Source organism: Bacillus sp. FSL R7-0646 (genome assembly GCF_037969865.1).
In the GTDB taxonomy this organism is placed as follows: Bacteria; Bacillota; Bacilli; order Bacillales; family Bacillaceae; genus Bacillus; species Bacillus licheniformis.
In genome coordinates, this window is sequence record NZ_CP150217.1 from 1,549,212 (window position 1) to 1,563,898 (window position 14,687).

Genomic DNA, 14,687 nt, shown 5'->3' on the forward strand with positions numbered 1-14,687 from the left:
ACAAAAAAGAACACGGATTTTTTCCGGGTTCTTTTTTTGTTATCAAAATTTGACGAATGCTAGAAGTTTTGAAGGAGATTTCTCGCATTTTAGCGAATCCTTTTAAGCAAAATAGTTTTAATGAATGCTGGTCATGAATAGGGTATAAAGGAGGGATATGATGGAACAAAAAACAAAACGTTTTGAGCAATATAAGCCTCATATGAATTTACAGGCAGTCCTGTCAGCTAACGGCCGTTTTATATACATATCTGCAAATTGCAAAGAGCTCTTAAGCTACGAGCAGAATGAACTGATCGGTACGTATTTGAAGGACTATTTACACGAAGACGATCTTTTTCTGGTAGAAAGCTATTTTTACAATGAGCATCATTTGCTGCCCTGCACCTTCAGATTTGTGAAAAAAGACTACACGATGATCTGGATCGAAGCATCGATCGATTTCGTGACGACCCATGTTGGAGAAAAAGAACGCGAAATTGTACTCAAAATGAAAGTGTTTGAAGACCGTCCCTCTAAGAAAAGCAGCTCCATAAAAGAGGAAGACGCTCCGGAAGAAGCCTCCAGGCTGCCGGCAAAAGAGGAATTCGAAGCCATGATCGAAGGCTTGCCAAACCCTCTGTGCATCAGCGTTCAAGGGGAAATAGTCTACGTAAATGACGCCATGGTCAACCTGCTCGGAGCCGAGCATAAACGGCAAATTATCGGAAAGTATTCCTACGATTTTATCGAGAAAGAGTACCATGACATCGTCAAAAACCGCATTAAGCGGATGCAGCAGGGACTTGATGTCGGAATGATCGAGCAAACGTGGCATAAGCTCGACGGCACGCAGATTCACCTCGAAGTCAAGGCGGCGCCGACCATTTATCAAAACCAGAAAGCGGAGCTGCTTCTTCTCATTGACATTTCATCGAGAAAAAAATTTCAGACCATTTTGCAAAAAAGCAGGGAGCGATATCAGCTCTTGATTCAAAACTCAATCGATACGATAGCCGTGATTCATAAAGGAAGATGGGTCTTTATGAATGAATCGGGCATTCGTCTGTTTGAAGCAAAGACGTATGAGGATTTAATCGGCAAAGATATTTACGAACACCTGCACCCATGCGATCACGAAGATGTCAAAGCGAGGCTGAAACGGATCACAGACCGCCAATCCGAATCTGAAATCATAAAACAGACGTGGTATACATTTGAAAAAAGGCTCATCTATACAGAAATGGTTTGCATCCCTACGACATTTTTCGGGGAAACGGCGGTTCAGGTGATTTTAAGGGACATTTCTGAACGCAAGCAGACCGAAGAGCTGATGGTCCGTTCGGAAAAGCTGTCGATTGCCGGACAGCTTGCAGCCGGGATCGCCCATGAAATCCGCAATCCGCTCACCGCGATCAAAGGGTTTTTGCAGCTGATGAAGCCGACAATGGAAGAAAATGAACATTATTTTAATATTATCTTTTCCGAGTTAAGCAGAATCGAATTGATCTTGAGCGAGCTTCTCATGCTGGCAAAGCCGCAGCAAAACGCATTGAAAGAAAAGCTTGATCTGATCAGGCTGATCCGCGAAGTGACGGCGCTTTTAGAAACGCAGGCCAACTTAAACGGCATTTTGATCAATACGATCCTCACAGACGACAAAATTTACATTAAAGGGGATCAAAATCAATTAAAGCAAGTGTTTATCAACCTAATCAAAAACGCCGTCGAATCCATGCCAAACGGCGGGACGGTTCATTTGACGGTCAGAGAAACCGACGATTCGGTCGTCGTCGAGGTGGAGGACGAAGGAGAAGGGATACCTGAACATGTCCTGAAGCGGATCGGCGAGCCGTTTTTGACGACGAAGGAAAAAGGAACAGGCCTCGGTTTGATGGTCACCTTCAATATCATCGAAAATCACAACGGAACCATCGAAGTCGACAGCAAAGCAGAAAAAGGCACGACATTTAAGATTCTATTTCCAAAATAAAATAAAAAAACAACGGCGTAAAAGCCGTTGTTTACGTAGTCTGTATCGATTGCCTCTTATTGAAAACAAAGGACTCCAGCCGGTCAAGACCTTCCCTTAGCGTATCAGGAGAATATGCGTAAGAGATCCTCACATAGCCTTCCCCGTATTCAGAAAACGAGCTGCCCGGCACGATCGCAAGCCCCTCTTCTTCAAGAAGCGACATGCAGAAGTCAAAGGAAGACATTCCAAACGATTTGATGGACGGGAAAATGTAGAATGCTCCCGACGGTTTAATCACATCGAGGCCCATCGTCACAAGTCTGTCGTACACGTAGTCCAGCCGTTTTTTATACTGCTCGCGCATGATCAGAGCGTCATCAAACCCGTTGGTGACGGCTTCCAGAGCAGCTTTTTGAGAAATCGATGAAGCGCAAGATACGTTGTATTGATGGACTTTTAAAATATGCTTTGCGATTTCCTTCGGTGCGAACAAAAACCCGATTCTCCAGCCCGTCATGCTGTGGGATTTGGAAAGCCCGCCGATGACGATCGTCTGGTCCCTTAGCACAGTTGCGATCGAGTGGTGCGGTCTGTCAAAAGTGAGTTCGCTGTATATTTCATCTGAGAGCACAAAGACGTTTCGGCCTTTTAAAAGGGAGGCGATGTCCTTCAGCTCTTCTTCGGACAGCGTCATTCCCGTCGGATTCGACGGATATGGAAGAACAACACATTTTGTCTTCGGCGTCAGCGCTTCCTCGATCAATTTTGCTGTCAGCTTAAAGCCGTGGGACGTGGTGTCAATGATCAATGGAGACGCTCCGCACATTTTGATGATCGGCTCATAGCCGGGGTATACCGGCCCCGGAAGAATGACTTCATCGCCCGGAGATAAAATCGTGCGGAATGCCGAATCGATAGCCTGGCTGGCGCCTGTTGTCACAATAATCTCGCTTTCCGCTTCATAATTTAAATCGGCTTTTTTCTTCATATAAAGCTGTACAGCCTGCCTCAGCTCAGGATATCCGGCGTTGTGAGTGTAGGATGTTTGATTCTCATCTATCGCTTTTTTGGCGGCCTGTTTGACATGGTGGGGGGTGAAGAAATCAGGCTGGCCGATTGTTAAAGAGATTACGTTTTCGTACTGGGATACAAGGTTTGAGAACTTGCGGATCCCTGAGATTTCGATTTCTTTTACATTTGGATTAAGCAAATGTTCCATTTAGCATCACCTTAAAAATGTTATGGTTTATCTTATTTTACCATCATCAGACCAATTGTCATCTTTTAATCAATCAATTTTATAAAAACTCGTAACAAGTATATGCGAAACGATGCAAGGTATGCGGACATGCGGACGGCGGCAGATAGAAAAATAAGACAATCAAACGATTGCCTTACGTTATGTTCCGTTTAGTAGCCGTAATCGGAGTCAAAATCTTCTTTCCACGAAATATATATTTGTTCTTCACTGTCTGAAGCTTCCTTGAGCATTTCTGTGTAAACGGCCCGGCTGACCTCTTCTAAAATGGTCATTTCATGATTTTTAATCGCTACAATTGTTCCCATCATAAACACCTTTCCTGAAAAATCCTTGACCATTGTAACACGATAAATGTCAAAGTCAATGAAAAACTTGTGATCCGTACATTAATTTAACTTTAAAAAAATGCGATACGTATTGATAATGTTCAGCCAGTCTTAGTAGTATATAGAAGTCAAGATGTTAGGAGGAAAAGCACATTGGAATTGGAATTAGACAAACACGAAACTGCTCCTGAAAGGAGCGAGTATGCCGGAATCGGCGCGCGTTTTGTAGCTTCCCTGCTCGACGGATTAATTCTCGGGATTCCCGCATATATTTTCACGTACGTTTTAACAGCGACGTTGATGTTGGGAAATTCGGATATCATGCTCATGATGGAGACTGATCCCGAGTATTTGAGCGATCAGGAAGTCTTTACGTTTATCATCAGTATGTTCAAAACCGTAGCGATCGTTGGAAGTATTACTTTTATTGTGTATTTTCTTTATTACACGCTGATGGAATCATCCAAATGGCAAGGGACGCTAGGCAAGAAAATCATGAACGTTCAGGTGGCGAAGGCAGAAGGCGGAAGAATCTCATTCGGCCGTGCAGCCGGAAGGTTTCTGGCCAAAAGCTTTCTATCTCCGATTTTGATGATCGGCTACATTATGGCCTTTTTTACAGAAAGGCGCCAGGCGCTTCATGATATGTTGGCAGGAACCATTGTCGTAAAAAAATAACGGGCAAAAGACAGCACGCTTTCAGCTTGAATGCGTGCTGTCTTGTTCAGGAAAATGTTTCACGGCAGGAATAAAAATAAGGAGGCATCAATCCAGATGGATACTCAGCCGGAACGTGAACAAGCTGTAAAGCGGGCGCAAAGAACGGGAATCAAGCTCTTTTTGACGCTGCCGATTCTTTCTTGGGCGTTATACGATTTTGCAAATACCATTTTTTCATCAAATATTGTGACGATCTTTTTTCCTTTTTATTTGCAGGAGGCAGTCGGCGAAAATGCCAGCATGAATCAGGTGGCAAGCACTTTTATCTCCTATTCGAACGCAGCCGCAAGCTTTCTGCTTGTCATTTTCACGCCTTTATTCGGAGTGCTGATCGACCGAACGGGCAGAAAGAAAAAATACATCGGCCTGTTTACGATGATTTGTGTTTCATGCACCATTTTAATGGGGGTTTTTGCCGGGGCTTCGTTTCAGAAGGACATATACGGGCTTCCGCTATCCTTGATCCTTGTCGTCATCATGTTTGTGACCGCAAAGTTTTTCTATCATTCAAGCTTGGTGTTCTATGATACGATTTTGGCTGACTTGGGGACAAAAGAAGAAATCCCGCTCTTATCAGGTTTCGGAATTGCAATCGGGTATATCGGCACTTTAGCCGGGTTAACGGTATACCTTCTTGTCGGCAACCAGGATTTTCACCGCGCATTCATCCCGTCGGCTCTCTTGTTTCTGTTTTTTTCACTTCCGTATCTGCTCTTCACGAAAGAGAAAAGAAAACCGGAACCGAAAGAAAAGAAATCGTTTTTCAGCGGATACTGGGAAATTGTGCAGACATTCAAAGACATTCGTCTATATAAGCCGGTCTTCTTATTCATGATCGCCTACTTTTTCCTGAATGATGCGCTTGCTACAGCAATAGCCATGATGGCGGTTTATTCAAAAACGGTCATCGGTTTTACGACCGGACAATTCGTTTTGCTTTACCTTGTTTCTACTGTATCAAGCATCATCGGTTCATTTCTGCTCGGCTTTGTGACGAAAAGAATCGGCGCCAAGCACGCGGTCAGCCTTGTCGCCGCCATTATGATCACCGCTTTGACGATTGGAGCATGCACGACGTCAACGCTCTTGTTTTGGATTGCGGGGAGCTTGTTCGGCATTTCGCTTGGAGGCACATGGGTCGCATCAAGGACACTGATTATCGAGCTGACGCCAGAACATAAAAGAGGCGAATTTTTCGGATTGTTTGCTTTGTCGGGGAAAATCTCTTCCATTTTCGGTCCGGTCCTCTACGGATCGATTACTTTGCTGTTCAGGGATCTCGGGAACATGGCCAGCCGAATGGCTTTCGGATCTTTAGTGTTATTGGCGGCGATCGGCCTGATCATTCATCAAAATGTTAAGGCAAAAGCTTGAGCCGGAGCATCAACTTTTAACAAAAGACGCCGATATAAAAAGTAAACACAAAGTAGGATAGAGAGGGATATCAGTGTCTTCAAACCAACAGGAAATTTTATTAAGTTCGGGAACCAATGAATTAGAAATCGTGAAGTTCGAGGTTGGTCTCAACATTTTCGGCATAAATGTCATGAAAGTCAGAGAAATCATTCAGCCGGTTGAAATTACGAAAGTGCCTCATTCGCATAAGCATATGGAGGGCATGATTACATTGCGCGGGGAAATTCTTCCCGTCATTGATTTATTCTCTTTCTTTGGCGTTGAGCACGGTGATGACGAGCATCAAGAAAAATACATTGTGACGGAATTTAACAAGCGGAAAATCGTCTTTCACACTGGAGCGGTTTCACAGATTCACCGGGTGTCATGGGAAGAAATTGAGAAGCCGACTGCTTTGAATCAAGGGATGGACCGTCACCTTACCGGCATCATTAAGCTCGACGGCACCATGATTTTCCTGCCAGATTACGAAAAAATCATTTTTGATCTTGAGTCTGAGTCAGGTATGGACCCTTATCAAATGAAAAATGAAAAATTCGATCAGAGACGGACTGACAAAAAGCTGATCATTGTCGAGGACTCTCCGCTCCTCTTGCGGCTATTGGTGGAAAAGCTGAATGAAGCGGGATACAACAACATCGTGTCTTTTGAAAACGGAAAAGACGCTTACGAGCACGCGCTTCAATTGATGGAAGACGGCACAGCTCTTCACGAAAAAGTCGATCTGATGATCACGGATATTGAAATGCCGCAGATGGATGGACACCGGCTCACAAAGCTGCTAAAAGATAACCCGCTGAGTACGGAGCTGCCGATCTTGATTTTCTCTTCTTTGATTACAGACGATCTTCGCCATAAAGGGGAACAAGTCGGAGCCGATGAACAAATCAGCAAGCCAGAGCTCAATGAACTGATCGAAAAGCTTGATAAATATATTTTCAAGAACTAAAAAAAGCCTCGAAAGGAGGCTTTTTTTTTTATTAAAAATAGCTTTCGCCAAGCTTCTTGAAGACGGGTTTTGAGGCTGGACGCTTCCGGTTTGTGACGAGCGGTTTTTCTTTGATTCCCGTGTAGTTTTGAAGAAGCTGTTTCGCTATATTCAAGGACATATGAGCTTTAGGGTTCCGATACGAATGATTTAATGTACCTAAGTGTGGAAGGTTTGCGAAGTCTTCTTTTGTTGGAGGCATGTGAAAAAAGTAGTCTCCGAGAGATATCAGCACATCTGACTGCTGCTGGCTGAATCTTGGATTTTTCGAAAAATGCAGGCCTACCTTTTTACCTTTTCCTTCATTAAGCAGCTTTTGCAAAGCTTTCTTTTTCAGAAGATACAGGTATTTGGGATTAGTCGCGGTTTTCGCATGGCGGTTAACTGTATAAATCGCTTTTGAAAGGTTTTCAACTGTCGGTTTTAATTCTTTCGTATGATTATGGTCGTCCATTTTTTCTCTCCTATCCATTCGTTTCTAGATCACCTCCTAAAGATGCAAGGCTTATGTCTAAATTATACGAAATAGAACAGAAAATGCAAATATCCCATAGAAAAAACGCGCGATTTTTTATGGAATCGCGCGTTTTCATCTTTATAAAACAGAGTTCATTTTCGCTTTTGTATTTTTTTGTCTCTTCAGCGCCGCTTGAACGTCGATTTCCGCACTCTCGGCGCTTAATTTAGGCAGGGCGATAAAGTAGTACAGCGCCGCCAGCAGAATAATTCCCGCCAAGCCGTAATATATATAATCCACATCGGCGATGATTCCCGGGAATAGGACAGCGATCATGCCAAGCGCTGAGGATTGCGCCAGCATTGTCAGCGGATCGGTCCACCCGCTGACCCTTCCCATCAGCCTTGGATGGACGATTTTGGGAATCCAGCCGCCAAGAGCTGTGTTGATCGGCCCGATGCATATCCCGGCAAGAAATGCAGCCGAGTAGTATACGGGCAATTGATCTGTAAAGCCAAGCAGGATGATAAAGGCACCCGCGATAAAAATCGGGACTGACATCATGTATGCCGGCTTCACTTTTTTTTCGAGCAGGGCGGCGACGGCAATCCCAGTCAAAAGTCCGATGCCCAGTACGATTGTGAAGAGGGAAGTATGCCACTCATAACTGTCAGGGGACAGCTCATACTTCATTTTAAACATCGGCAGAACCGAAAGTCCGCCGCTTACAAGCCCGAAAATAAAATATCCGAATACAAGAGAGGCAAGCAATTTATTTTTTAATATATAAACGATGCCTTCCTTAAAATCGCGCATCGAATCTTTGACGGTCATGTTTTTCCAGCCTTTATTTCCGTTCGGCTTCCGCGCTGCAAGCGGTATATCGCAGGAACGGATTAAAAAGCCGGAGACGATAAAGCTCACAAAATCAAGAGCGATTGCTCCATGCAAGCCGATCGTCTTGTACATAAATGCTCCAATTCCTACGCCGAACAATAGAAACAGGCTGAAAAGCATCTGGTTCAGTCCTGCAGCCTTTGCATACTGGTCCTTTCTTAAAATGGCCTGGACCAAACTTGCTTCGGCCGGGTAGAAAAATTTTGTAACCGCGCTTCTGATAAATAGGACTAAAAACACAAGCGGTATAATTTGAAGATACAATACAAAGAAAAGAACGACAGTCAGTCCCGCTCTGATCCAATCACAGTTTTCCGCGACTTTCTTGCGGTCAAAACGGTCAGCGACCACCCCGACGATAAAGAATACGAAAACCGTCGGCAAGGAATACATCAGCTCGGCGATTGTCGTATAGGCCGGCTGGCTGCTGAACCGGTCGAGCAAGAAAAAGGCGAAAGCCATATTTCCGACTGTCGTTCCCATTTGAGAAGCGAAAGCTGCGAAAAAAAGTCGGACGAAATTACGATTTTTAAAAAGATCCATATATACGCTCCTTACCCTAAAGGTCCCATTATATCTTAATACAAGATGTTGTATTGTTCAAATTGCATTTGTCTGGAAATGTACTCGTCTAAGGTGTAATGGACACTCGGGTTCCGTTGGGTACGATAGAAGCAAGTTCCAGAACATCCCGATTGTGCATGCGGATACATCCCCTTGAAACAGCTTTGCCAATTGACGAAGGGTTATTCGTTCCATGGATGCCGTAGTGCTGTTTTGACAGGCTCAGCCAGTAGGCGCCGAACGGGCCGCCCGGATTTGGCTGCCGGTTGACGATGACAAATTCGCCTCTCGGCGTCTGTGTGAGGATTTTTCCGACGGCAATCGGATATGTTTTTACAAGTCTGTCTCGCTCATACAATCTGAGCGTTCTTCCGTTGAGAGACACGGCAATCCGGTATGGAATTGTGTCCGGATTTCTGATGCCGGGAATGATAATCGACTGGCCCGCGGACACTTGGCCGCCGTTTAAGCCAGGATTCGCCTGCAGCAACGCCTGCCGGGTCGTTCTGAAATCGGCGGCGATGCTTTCCAGGGTTTCTCCGGGTTTGACTTGGTACATCAGCAATAATCAGCACATCTCCTTTTCAAAAACGAAAAGAGAGCCTTTTCCGCTGCTAATATATAGACGGAAAGAGGCTGAGGAAGTTTCGTTTTTTTGATGGGGATTGGATGAAATGGAGCGGGAATGTTTTTACTTAATGTATGCAGATGCCTTTTGTTTTGAGCCAAAAGACCGGGCAAGATTTAAATGGATTCAAGCTGGAACACGGTGATTTCAGGCTTTGACAGAAAGCGGAGCGGCAGCCTGGTCGTGCCGATTCCTCGATTGACATAGATTTTCATTCCGGCTGTTTCATACATTCCTTCCGTATAAATTTCTCCGTACGGAGGCGTAATCAAAGGACCGAATACGGGAATCTGAATTTGTCCGCCGTGGGTGTGTCCGGATATTTGCAGATTGACGGGGTATTGATTTGCCGTTAAAGCGGCATCAGGCTCATGGACGAGCAAAATCGAAAAGGCTTTTTTGCTCAGCTTTGACAGGATGCCTTCGTAGTCAGGTCTGCCGAGCATCAAATCATCGAGTGAAGCGATCTCAATTACGCTTCCGTCTATCAATTCAAGCTTCAGCAAATCGTTTCGCAGCACCCGAAAACCGGCCGATGCCATGAGCGTCTGATAGACTTTTGTTCCATAGCCTCCGTGATCATGGTTCCCGAATATAGCAAGCTTTCCATAGGGGGCTGAAAGCTTTTTTAAGGCGCTTACAGCACGCTCGTGTTCCCGGTAGCGATGCGGTTTATCTATTAAATCCCCGCTGAATACGATAAGATCCGGGGAGAGGGCGTTCACTTGGCTGACAACATTTGAAAGCTCGTCTGCTGTAAAGTATTCGCTTAAGTGGGTATCGCTGAACTGAACGATCCGAAACTGATCAAACCCTTTAGGAATGAGCCGATGCCGAATGGGAATAAAGTTTGTTTCAAGCATGTGCGGTTCGAGATAGCGCGCATAGCCCAAGCCGCCGGCAGCGGTAAAGAGCCCTGCTGCGGCAAGGCCTAAGAAGCCTTTTAAAAATTGTCTTCTGGACGGATTTTTCATAATCAACCAACCTTTAATAGATTCTCTACATTATATCATCCAGAAAAGCCATTTTAGGACAGTCCGCATGTTTTGTTAATTTTTTTTAATTTATATGATAAACTATCAATTGAATGAATACTCATTCATAACAAGGGGGATGGATATGGACAGAAAAGTTGTAATCGTGACCGGCGGGTCGAGCGGAATGGGAAAAGCGATCGCCAAAAAGCAGGCTGAAGAAGGATGGAATGTGATGATTACGGGCAGAACACAAGAAACGCTCGAAGCGGCCAAAGAAGAAATTGAAACTTTTGCCGGGCAGGTGGCCGTATGCCGGATGGATGTCCGGTCTGTTGAAGATGTGGAACAGATGATCACAGAGGCGGCAGGACGGTTTGGCACGATCGACGCTTTGGTTAACAATGCCGCAGGCAACTTTATCTGCCCGGCTGAAAAACTATCGGTCAACGGCTGGAAGGCGGTCATCGATATCGTGCTGAACGGCACATTTTATTGCAGCCAAGCAGCCGGCCGCTACTGGATCAAGGAAAAGAAACGCGGCCAGATTTTAAATATGGTCGCGACGTATGCATGGGGCGCCGGTGCCGGTGTCGTTCACTCCGCGGCGGCAAAAGCAGGCGTTCTGTCGCTGACAAGGACGCTTGCCGTCGAGTGGGGAAGTGCATACGGGATTAGGTGCAACGCCATTGCGCCCGGTCCGATCGAGAGGACGGGCGGAGCCGAAAAATTATTTGAATCGGAAGAAGCCGCGCACGCGACAATCAAAAGCGTTCCGCTCAAAAGGCTGGGCACCCCTGAAGAAATCGCGGGACTCGCCGCATTTTTGCTTTCTGAGCAGGCGGGATATGTCAACGGGGAGTGTGTGACGATGGACGGAGGTCAATGGCTGAATCCCCGTCCGTTTTAGATTTCAAATTCAAAGGTGCGAGCCGGTATGGTATAATCAGACAAAGATTAGAAGCAGGTGATATGCCATGTTGGATCCACTCGATATTTTAACGAACATTGAAGATGTCATTCCATACTATCAGCCGATCTTCAGTGCTGAAGAACAAAAGGTGATCGGCTATGAAGTGCTGGGGCGCATCAAGGTAGAAACTGAAGTGAAGAGCCTCGGGCCGTTTTTTTCTGATCCGACAATTCCGGAAGAATACAAGAAAGAGGTTGATCTCAAGGTGATCCGCCAGGCGCTCGATCATTTTCTGGACAGCGGGCGCGACCTGCTCATCTTCGTCAATCAAGATGCAAATGTGCTGATGATGGATCACGGCGAATCGTTCCTCGACCTGTTGATGGAATATCAGGATAAAGGGCTCGAGCTCAGCCGTTTCGTTATCGAAATCACGGAGCAAAAGTTTGAAGGGGATATTGAACAGCTTCATCATTTGCTGACCTATTACCGTACATACGGAATTAAAGTCGCTGTTGATAATATCGGTAAGGAAAGCAGCAATCTCGACAGAATCGCTCTTCTTTCTCCGGATCTGTTAAAGATCGACCTTCAGCCGCTCAAGCTGTCTTCTCCTTCGCCTTCCTATGAATATGTGCTTTACAGCATATCTCTCCTTGCCAGAAAAATCGGAGCCGCATTGCTTTATGAAGATATTGAAGCGAGCTTTCAGCTGCAATACGCATGGAGAAACGGGGGCCGATATTTCCAGGGGCAGTATCTTGAGCTGCCGAAGGATAAATTTATCGAACGGGATGTATTAAAGGACCGGCTGCAGGCCGAGTTTCATCAATTCATCACGCATGAGAAGAAGAAGCTAACCATTCTGTACGATCACTCCGAGCAGTTTTACAAACGGGTTCATCAGCTTGTCACATCGCTAAAGAAAACGGCTCAGTCAGACGATGAATTTCTCTTCAATCTCGGAAAAGAACTGACAGATTGCAGCTTTAGAATTTACATGTGCGATGAAGACGGTATTCAGCTGACGAAAAACGTGTTTAAGCATGACGGAGCATGGATATTTCAGCCTGAGTACATCGGCAAAAATTGGAGCTGGCGCCCTTATTTTCTCGAGAATATCATGAGGATGAGAACGATGAGAAAAGGGTTTTTCAGCGATTTGTACAGCGATATCGAAACGGGGGAAATGATCAGAACGTTTTCCTATCCGATGGATGAAGAATTGTATCTGTTCATTGACCTGTCCTACTCATATTTATACGAACAAGACGGATTAATTTAAGCGGCGGCCTTTCGCCGCTTTTTCTTTTTGAAAAAATGAATCCCGAGAGGTTTGTTTCGCGTATATAAAGGAAAATGTGAAAATATAAATGCTAAAAAGGGGTGGATCATATGAAGAACGTTTGGTCATCCTTACTGTGCGCGCTTCTGGCTGCGGCTCTTGTATTCTTCTGCGCGGATTTTGCCAAAGCCGGAGAAAAACCGACAAGAGCATCGTTATTTGAGACCCTTCAATCCGTATCGGACGTCCATTTTCAGCTGACCGAAAAGGAAAGAACGAAAACAGACATGATATCCCTCTTGGAACCTTATATGGAGCACGCCATGGCAGTGAAGTATGTAGAGGCGAACGCCTTTCCTGAACAAGCGGGGTGGATTTTTTACGGGACAGACGCGCCTGAAGTTGCAATCCCTTTCTTCAGCTATGACGAAGACACAAAAGTGGCTGAGAAAGACGGAAGCTATACCGTATATGAATTTGTTGGAGATCAAAACGACGGCCCTGTTTCATATCAAAAAAATTATCAGACGGTGACGCTGAAGAATACCGGCGGCAGCTTCAAAGTAACGGATATCGGCCAATCTGATACAAAACCGGCTGGAGAAGAAATAATGTCCAAACAACCGGATGAAAAAGAAACAAGCTCGAATTTTGCGGATAAAGGGGAAGGAGACCAGGCTGCATCTCCGCTTTTTGCCACCGATGTTAACTGGACATTGGCCGGAATTTTCAGCTAGCAAAAGAATTTAAAGAAAATCATTGACAATGATACTGATAATCATTATCATTTAATTATAGAGAGATGAACCTCTCTGTTCCCCAACCCCTCTATCAGATCAAGATTTAAAAAACTTGGCGCTGCCCCCGCCAAGTTTTTTATTTGCATGGAATCCCGCACTTCAAATAGCTGCGGGATTTTTGGGCATTAGGCGCGCGCAGGAATAAGACAATCCTTTGCTCCATAAATCTAAATTGGTGGTTCAAATAGACTCCTCTGCAGTCAAAAAAATATTTTTCATGTATGACATGAAAAAAGAAAACTCAAACTATGAAAAAGCGGTTTTTCTTTTTCATGATCAAAAAGGAAAAATGTCATCGGCTGATACTTTGTGGTATGATGCTTTGTAGAACTTGTATTATAATTAATACTTGTTGATCCTGAAGTTGTTTTTTTGAAAGGAGTCTTTTTTAGAATGTCACAATTAATGGGTATCATCACGAGACTGCAGAGCCTGCAAGAGACTGCGGAGGCTGCCGGAGAACCGACGCAGCGCAATTTTGAAGTGAACGGAGAAAAAATTTGCAGCGTAAAATATTTTGAAAAAAACCAAACGTTTGAGCTGACAGTTTATCAAAAAGGAGATAAGCCTACCACATTTCCGTTTGACAACATCGATATGATTTCAATCGAAATCTTTGAACTGCTTCAGCAATAGGAGGATATGGCATGAAAGCTTTTCCAAGCGTTATTTGTCCGCATTGCAAAACAACCGAGCATATGGATCAAGTTCTGACGGCCCAGTCCAATCAGAATGTGATTTACAGATGTGAGAGCTGCGGGTTCAGCTTGAAAAATATACCGACCAAAAAAGGATAGCAGACAGACGAATCGTTCCATCTTCGGTGCAGATCAAAAATGAAAAGGGGCATTCCAATGGCTGATTCTTTTCTTTTTTACAATCTTTCTGAAGATCAAATGACATTTCCTGAAGTGATCGGGAGACTAAAGTCGTTCATACGCCAAGATCCGAGGGCAAGCTATCTGCTGTCCGTCGGAACAGACTCGCAGATCCATCAGAATTGCACAAAATTTATCACAGCTATCCATTTGCACCGCAAAGGCAAAGGAGCGTGGGGCTGTCTGAAAAACACGGTTGTCAACAGACCGATACATAGCCTCAGGGAGAAAATATCGCTTGAAACAGCTTACAGCCAAGAGATTGCCGCATATCTTTTAAATGATTATTTTAATGAAATCATGGATCTGCTTCTTCCGTTTACAGACGAGGGAGCAGATTTAACCCTTGAAGTTCATTTGGATATCGGAAAAAAAGGAATGACAAAGGATTTAATTCAGGAAATGACAGGACGAATCATTTCGATGGGGATCTGCGCCAAAATTAAACCTGACTCCTATACAGCTTCAAGCTATGCAAACCGGTACACAAAATAATTGTTTGAAAGAAAATCGAACAGATGTCGAAATGTGCGGTTGACGTTTGATTTTCAATTTCATATTCTAGCCCTATAGAAACTAGAGAGAACATATTGTTTCTGACTCTAGCTAAATCAATTAGGGGGCTG

16 protein-coding genes are annotated in these 14,687 nt (G+C 44.6%); 10 read left to right on the top strand and 6 right to left on the bottom strand.

Translation table 11 applies throughout. From position 1 onward, the window contains the following. Positions 1 to 160 precede the first annotated feature (160 nt). On the top strand, positions 161 to 1,972 hold the full coding sequence (locus MKY62_RS07940; RefSeq protein WP_003181274.1) for a PAS domain-containing protein: 1,812 nt from the start codon (positions 161 to 163) through the stop codon (positions 1,970 to 1,972). Positions 1,973 to 2,003: 31 nt separating this feature from the next. Here MKY62_RS07940 and MKY62_RS07945 read toward each other — a convergent pair whose 3' ends face one another. Together MKY62_RS07945 and MKY62_RS07950 are read right to left on the bottom strand one after the other, a co-directional pair. After that, positions 2,004 to 3,173, bottom strand: a complete 1,170-nt coding sequence (locus tag MKY62_RS07945; RefSeq protein ID WP_003181276.1) for an aminotransferase A — start codon at positions 3,171 to 3,173, stop codon at positions 2,004 to 2,006. A 191-nt stretch (positions 3,174 to 3,364) separates the two neighbouring features. Further along, entirely contained in the window at positions 3,365 to 3,520 is a 156-nt protein-coding gene (locus MKY62_RS07950; protein ID WP_011197938.1) for a hypothetical protein, read from the bottom strand. 174 nt (positions 3,521 to 3,694) lie between these two features. Between MKY62_RS07950 and MKY62_RS07955 the strand changes: the two genes are divergently transcribed. The 3 genes from MKY62_RS07955 (at position 3,695) to MKY62_RS07965 (ending at position 6,626) form a co-directional block, all read left to right on the top strand. Further along, the gene (locus tag MKY62_RS07955; protein ID WP_003181280.1) at positions 3,695 to 4,219 is read left to right on the top strand and encodes an RDD family protein; all 525 of its coding nucleotides are present in this window, start codon (positions 3,695 to 3,697) and stop codon (positions 4,217 to 4,219) included. 96 nt (positions 4,220 to 4,315) lie between these two features. Then, positions 4,316 to 5,635, top strand: coding sequence for an MFS transporter (locus MKY62_RS07960; protein WP_003181282.1), 1,320 nt, complete (start codon positions 4,316 to 4,318; stop codon positions 5,633 to 5,635). A 73-nt stretch (positions 5,636 to 5,708) separates the two neighbouring features. Beyond that, on the top strand, positions 5,709 to 6,626 hold the full coding sequence (locus MKY62_RS07965) for a chemotaxis protein (protein WP_003181284.1): 918 nt from the start codon (positions 5,709 to 5,711) through the stop codon (positions 6,624 to 6,626). A gap of 31 nt (positions 6,627 to 6,657) precedes the next feature. On the opposite strand, the gene MKY62_RS07970 is transcribed toward MKY62_RS07965, so the two are convergent. From MKY62_RS07970 to MKY62_RS07985, 4 genes are all read right to left on the bottom strand, one after another. After that, entirely contained in the window at positions 6,658 to 7,119 is a 462-nt protein-coding gene (locus MKY62_RS07970) for a YkyB family protein (RefSeq protein ID WP_003181285.1), read from the bottom strand. 141 nt (positions 7,120 to 7,260) lie between these two features. Then, on the bottom strand, positions 7,261 to 8,562 hold the full coding sequence (locus MKY62_RS07975) for an MFS transporter (RefSeq protein WP_003181287.1): 1,302 nt from the start codon (positions 8,560 to 8,562) through the stop codon (positions 7,261 to 7,263). A gap of 88 nt (positions 8,563 to 8,650) precedes the next feature. Further along, positions 8,651 to 9,148: a L,D-transpeptidase family protein gene (locus MKY62_RS07980; protein ID WP_003181289.1), complete on the bottom strand. Its 498-nt coding sequence runs from the start codon at positions 9,146 to 9,148 to the stop codon at positions 8,651 to 8,653. 179 nt (positions 9,149 to 9,327) lie between these two features. After that, on the bottom strand, positions 9,328 to 10,185 hold the full coding sequence (locus MKY62_RS07985; RefSeq protein WP_003181293.1) for a metallophosphoesterase: 858 nt from the start codon (positions 10,183 to 10,185) through the stop codon (positions 9,328 to 9,330). A gap of 145 nt (positions 10,186 to 10,330) precedes the next feature. Here MKY62_RS07985 and fadH point away from each other — a divergent pair, with 145 nt between their 5' ends. The 6 genes from fadH to MKY62_RS08015 all read left to right on the top strand — a co-directional run bounded on the left by fadH (position 10,331) and on the right by MKY62_RS08015 (position 14,556). Continuing rightward, positions 10,331 to 11,095 (top strand): 2,4-dienoyl-CoA reductase, encoded by a 765-nt coding sequence (gene fadH / locus MKY62_RS07990; RefSeq protein ID WP_003181295.1) that lies wholly within the window; start codon positions 10,331 to 10,333, stop codon positions 11,093 to 11,095. Between the two features lie 67 nt (positions 11,096 to 11,162). Continuing rightward, positions 11,163 to 12,383 carry an EAL-associated domain-containing protein gene (locus MKY62_RS07995; RefSeq protein ID WP_003181297.1) on the top strand — a complete coding sequence of 407 codons (1,221 nt, stop codon included), beginning with the start codon at positions 11,163 to 11,165 and terminating at the stop codon, positions 12,381 to 12,383. Positions 12,384 to 12,493: 110 nt separating this feature from the next. After that, entirely contained in the window at positions 12,494 to 13,120 is a 627-nt protein-coding gene (locus MKY62_RS08000) for a DUF3993 domain-containing protein (protein WP_003181298.1), read from the top strand. Between the two features lie 456 nt (positions 13,121 to 13,576). Then, on the top strand, positions 13,577 to 13,819 hold the full coding sequence (locus MKY62_RS08005) for a DUF1797 family protein (protein WP_003181299.1): 243 nt from the start codon (positions 13,577 to 13,579) through the stop codon (positions 13,817 to 13,819). A gap of 11 nt (positions 13,820 to 13,830) precedes the next feature. Continuing rightward, entirely contained in the window at positions 13,831 to 13,980 is a 150-nt protein-coding gene (locus MKY62_RS08010; RefSeq protein ID WP_003181301.1) for a hypothetical protein, read from the top strand. A 57-nt stretch (positions 13,981 to 14,037) separates the two neighbouring features. Continuing rightward, the gene (locus tag MKY62_RS08015) at positions 14,038 to 14,556 is read left to right on the top strand and encodes a ribonuclease H-like YkuK family protein (protein ID WP_339614055.1); all 519 of its coding nucleotides are present in this window, start codon (positions 14,038 to 14,040) and stop codon (positions 14,554 to 14,556) included. Positions 14,557 to 14,687: the final 131 nt, after the last annotated feature.

Excerpts from the sequence above, each read along its gene's own strand:
- MKY62_RS07940 (WP_003181274.1), top strand. The coding sequence starts at position 161 with ATGGAACAAAAAACAAAACGTTTTGAGCAATATAAGCCTCATATGAAT.
- MKY62_RS07945 (WP_003181276.1), bottom strand. The coding sequence starts at position 3,173 with ATGGAACATTTGCTTAATCCAAATGTAAAAGAAATCGAAATCTCAGGG.
- MKY62_RS07950 (WP_011197938.1), bottom strand. The coding sequence starts at position 3,520 with ATGGGAACAATTGTAGCGATTAAAAATCATGAAATGACCATTTTAGAA.
- MKY62_RS07960 (WP_003181282.1), top strand. The coding sequence starts at position 4,316 with ATGGATACTCAGCCGGAACGTGAACAAGCTGTAAAGCGGGCGCAAAGA.
- MKY62_RS07970 (WP_003181285.1), bottom strand. The coding sequence starts at position 7,119 with ATGGACGACCATAATCATACGAAAGAATTAAAACCGACAGTTGAAAAC.
- MKY62_RS07975 (WP_003181287.1), bottom strand. The coding sequence starts at position 8,562 with ATGGATCTTTTTAAAAATCGTAATTTCGTCCGACTTTTTTTCGCAGCT.
- MKY62_RS07985 (WP_003181293.1), bottom strand. The coding sequence starts at position 10,185 with ATGAAAAATCCGTCCAGAAGACAATTTTTAAAAGGCTTCTTAGGCCTT.
- fadH (WP_003181295.1), top strand. The coding sequence starts at position 10,331 with ATGGACAGAAAAGTTGTAATCGTGACCGGCGGGTCGAGCGGAATGGGA.
- MKY62_RS07995 (WP_003181297.1), top strand. The coding sequence starts at position 11,163 with ATGTTGGATCCACTCGATATTTTAACGAACATTGAAGATGTCATTCCA.
- MKY62_RS08000 (WP_003181298.1), top strand. The coding sequence starts at position 12,494 with ATGAAGAACGTTTGGTCATCCTTACTGTGCGCGCTTCTGGCTGCGGCT.
- MKY62_RS08005 (WP_003181299.1), top strand. The coding sequence starts at position 13,577 with ATGTCACAATTAATGGGTATCATCACGAGACTGCAGAGCCTGCAAGAG.
- MKY62_RS08010 (WP_003181301.1), top strand. The coding sequence starts at position 13,831 with ATGAAAGCTTTTCCAAGCGTTATTTGTCCGCATTGCAAAACAACCGAG.
- MKY62_RS08015 (WP_339614055.1), top strand. The coding sequence starts at position 14,038 with ATGGCTGATTCTTTTCTTTTTTACAATCTTTCTGAAGATCAAATGACA.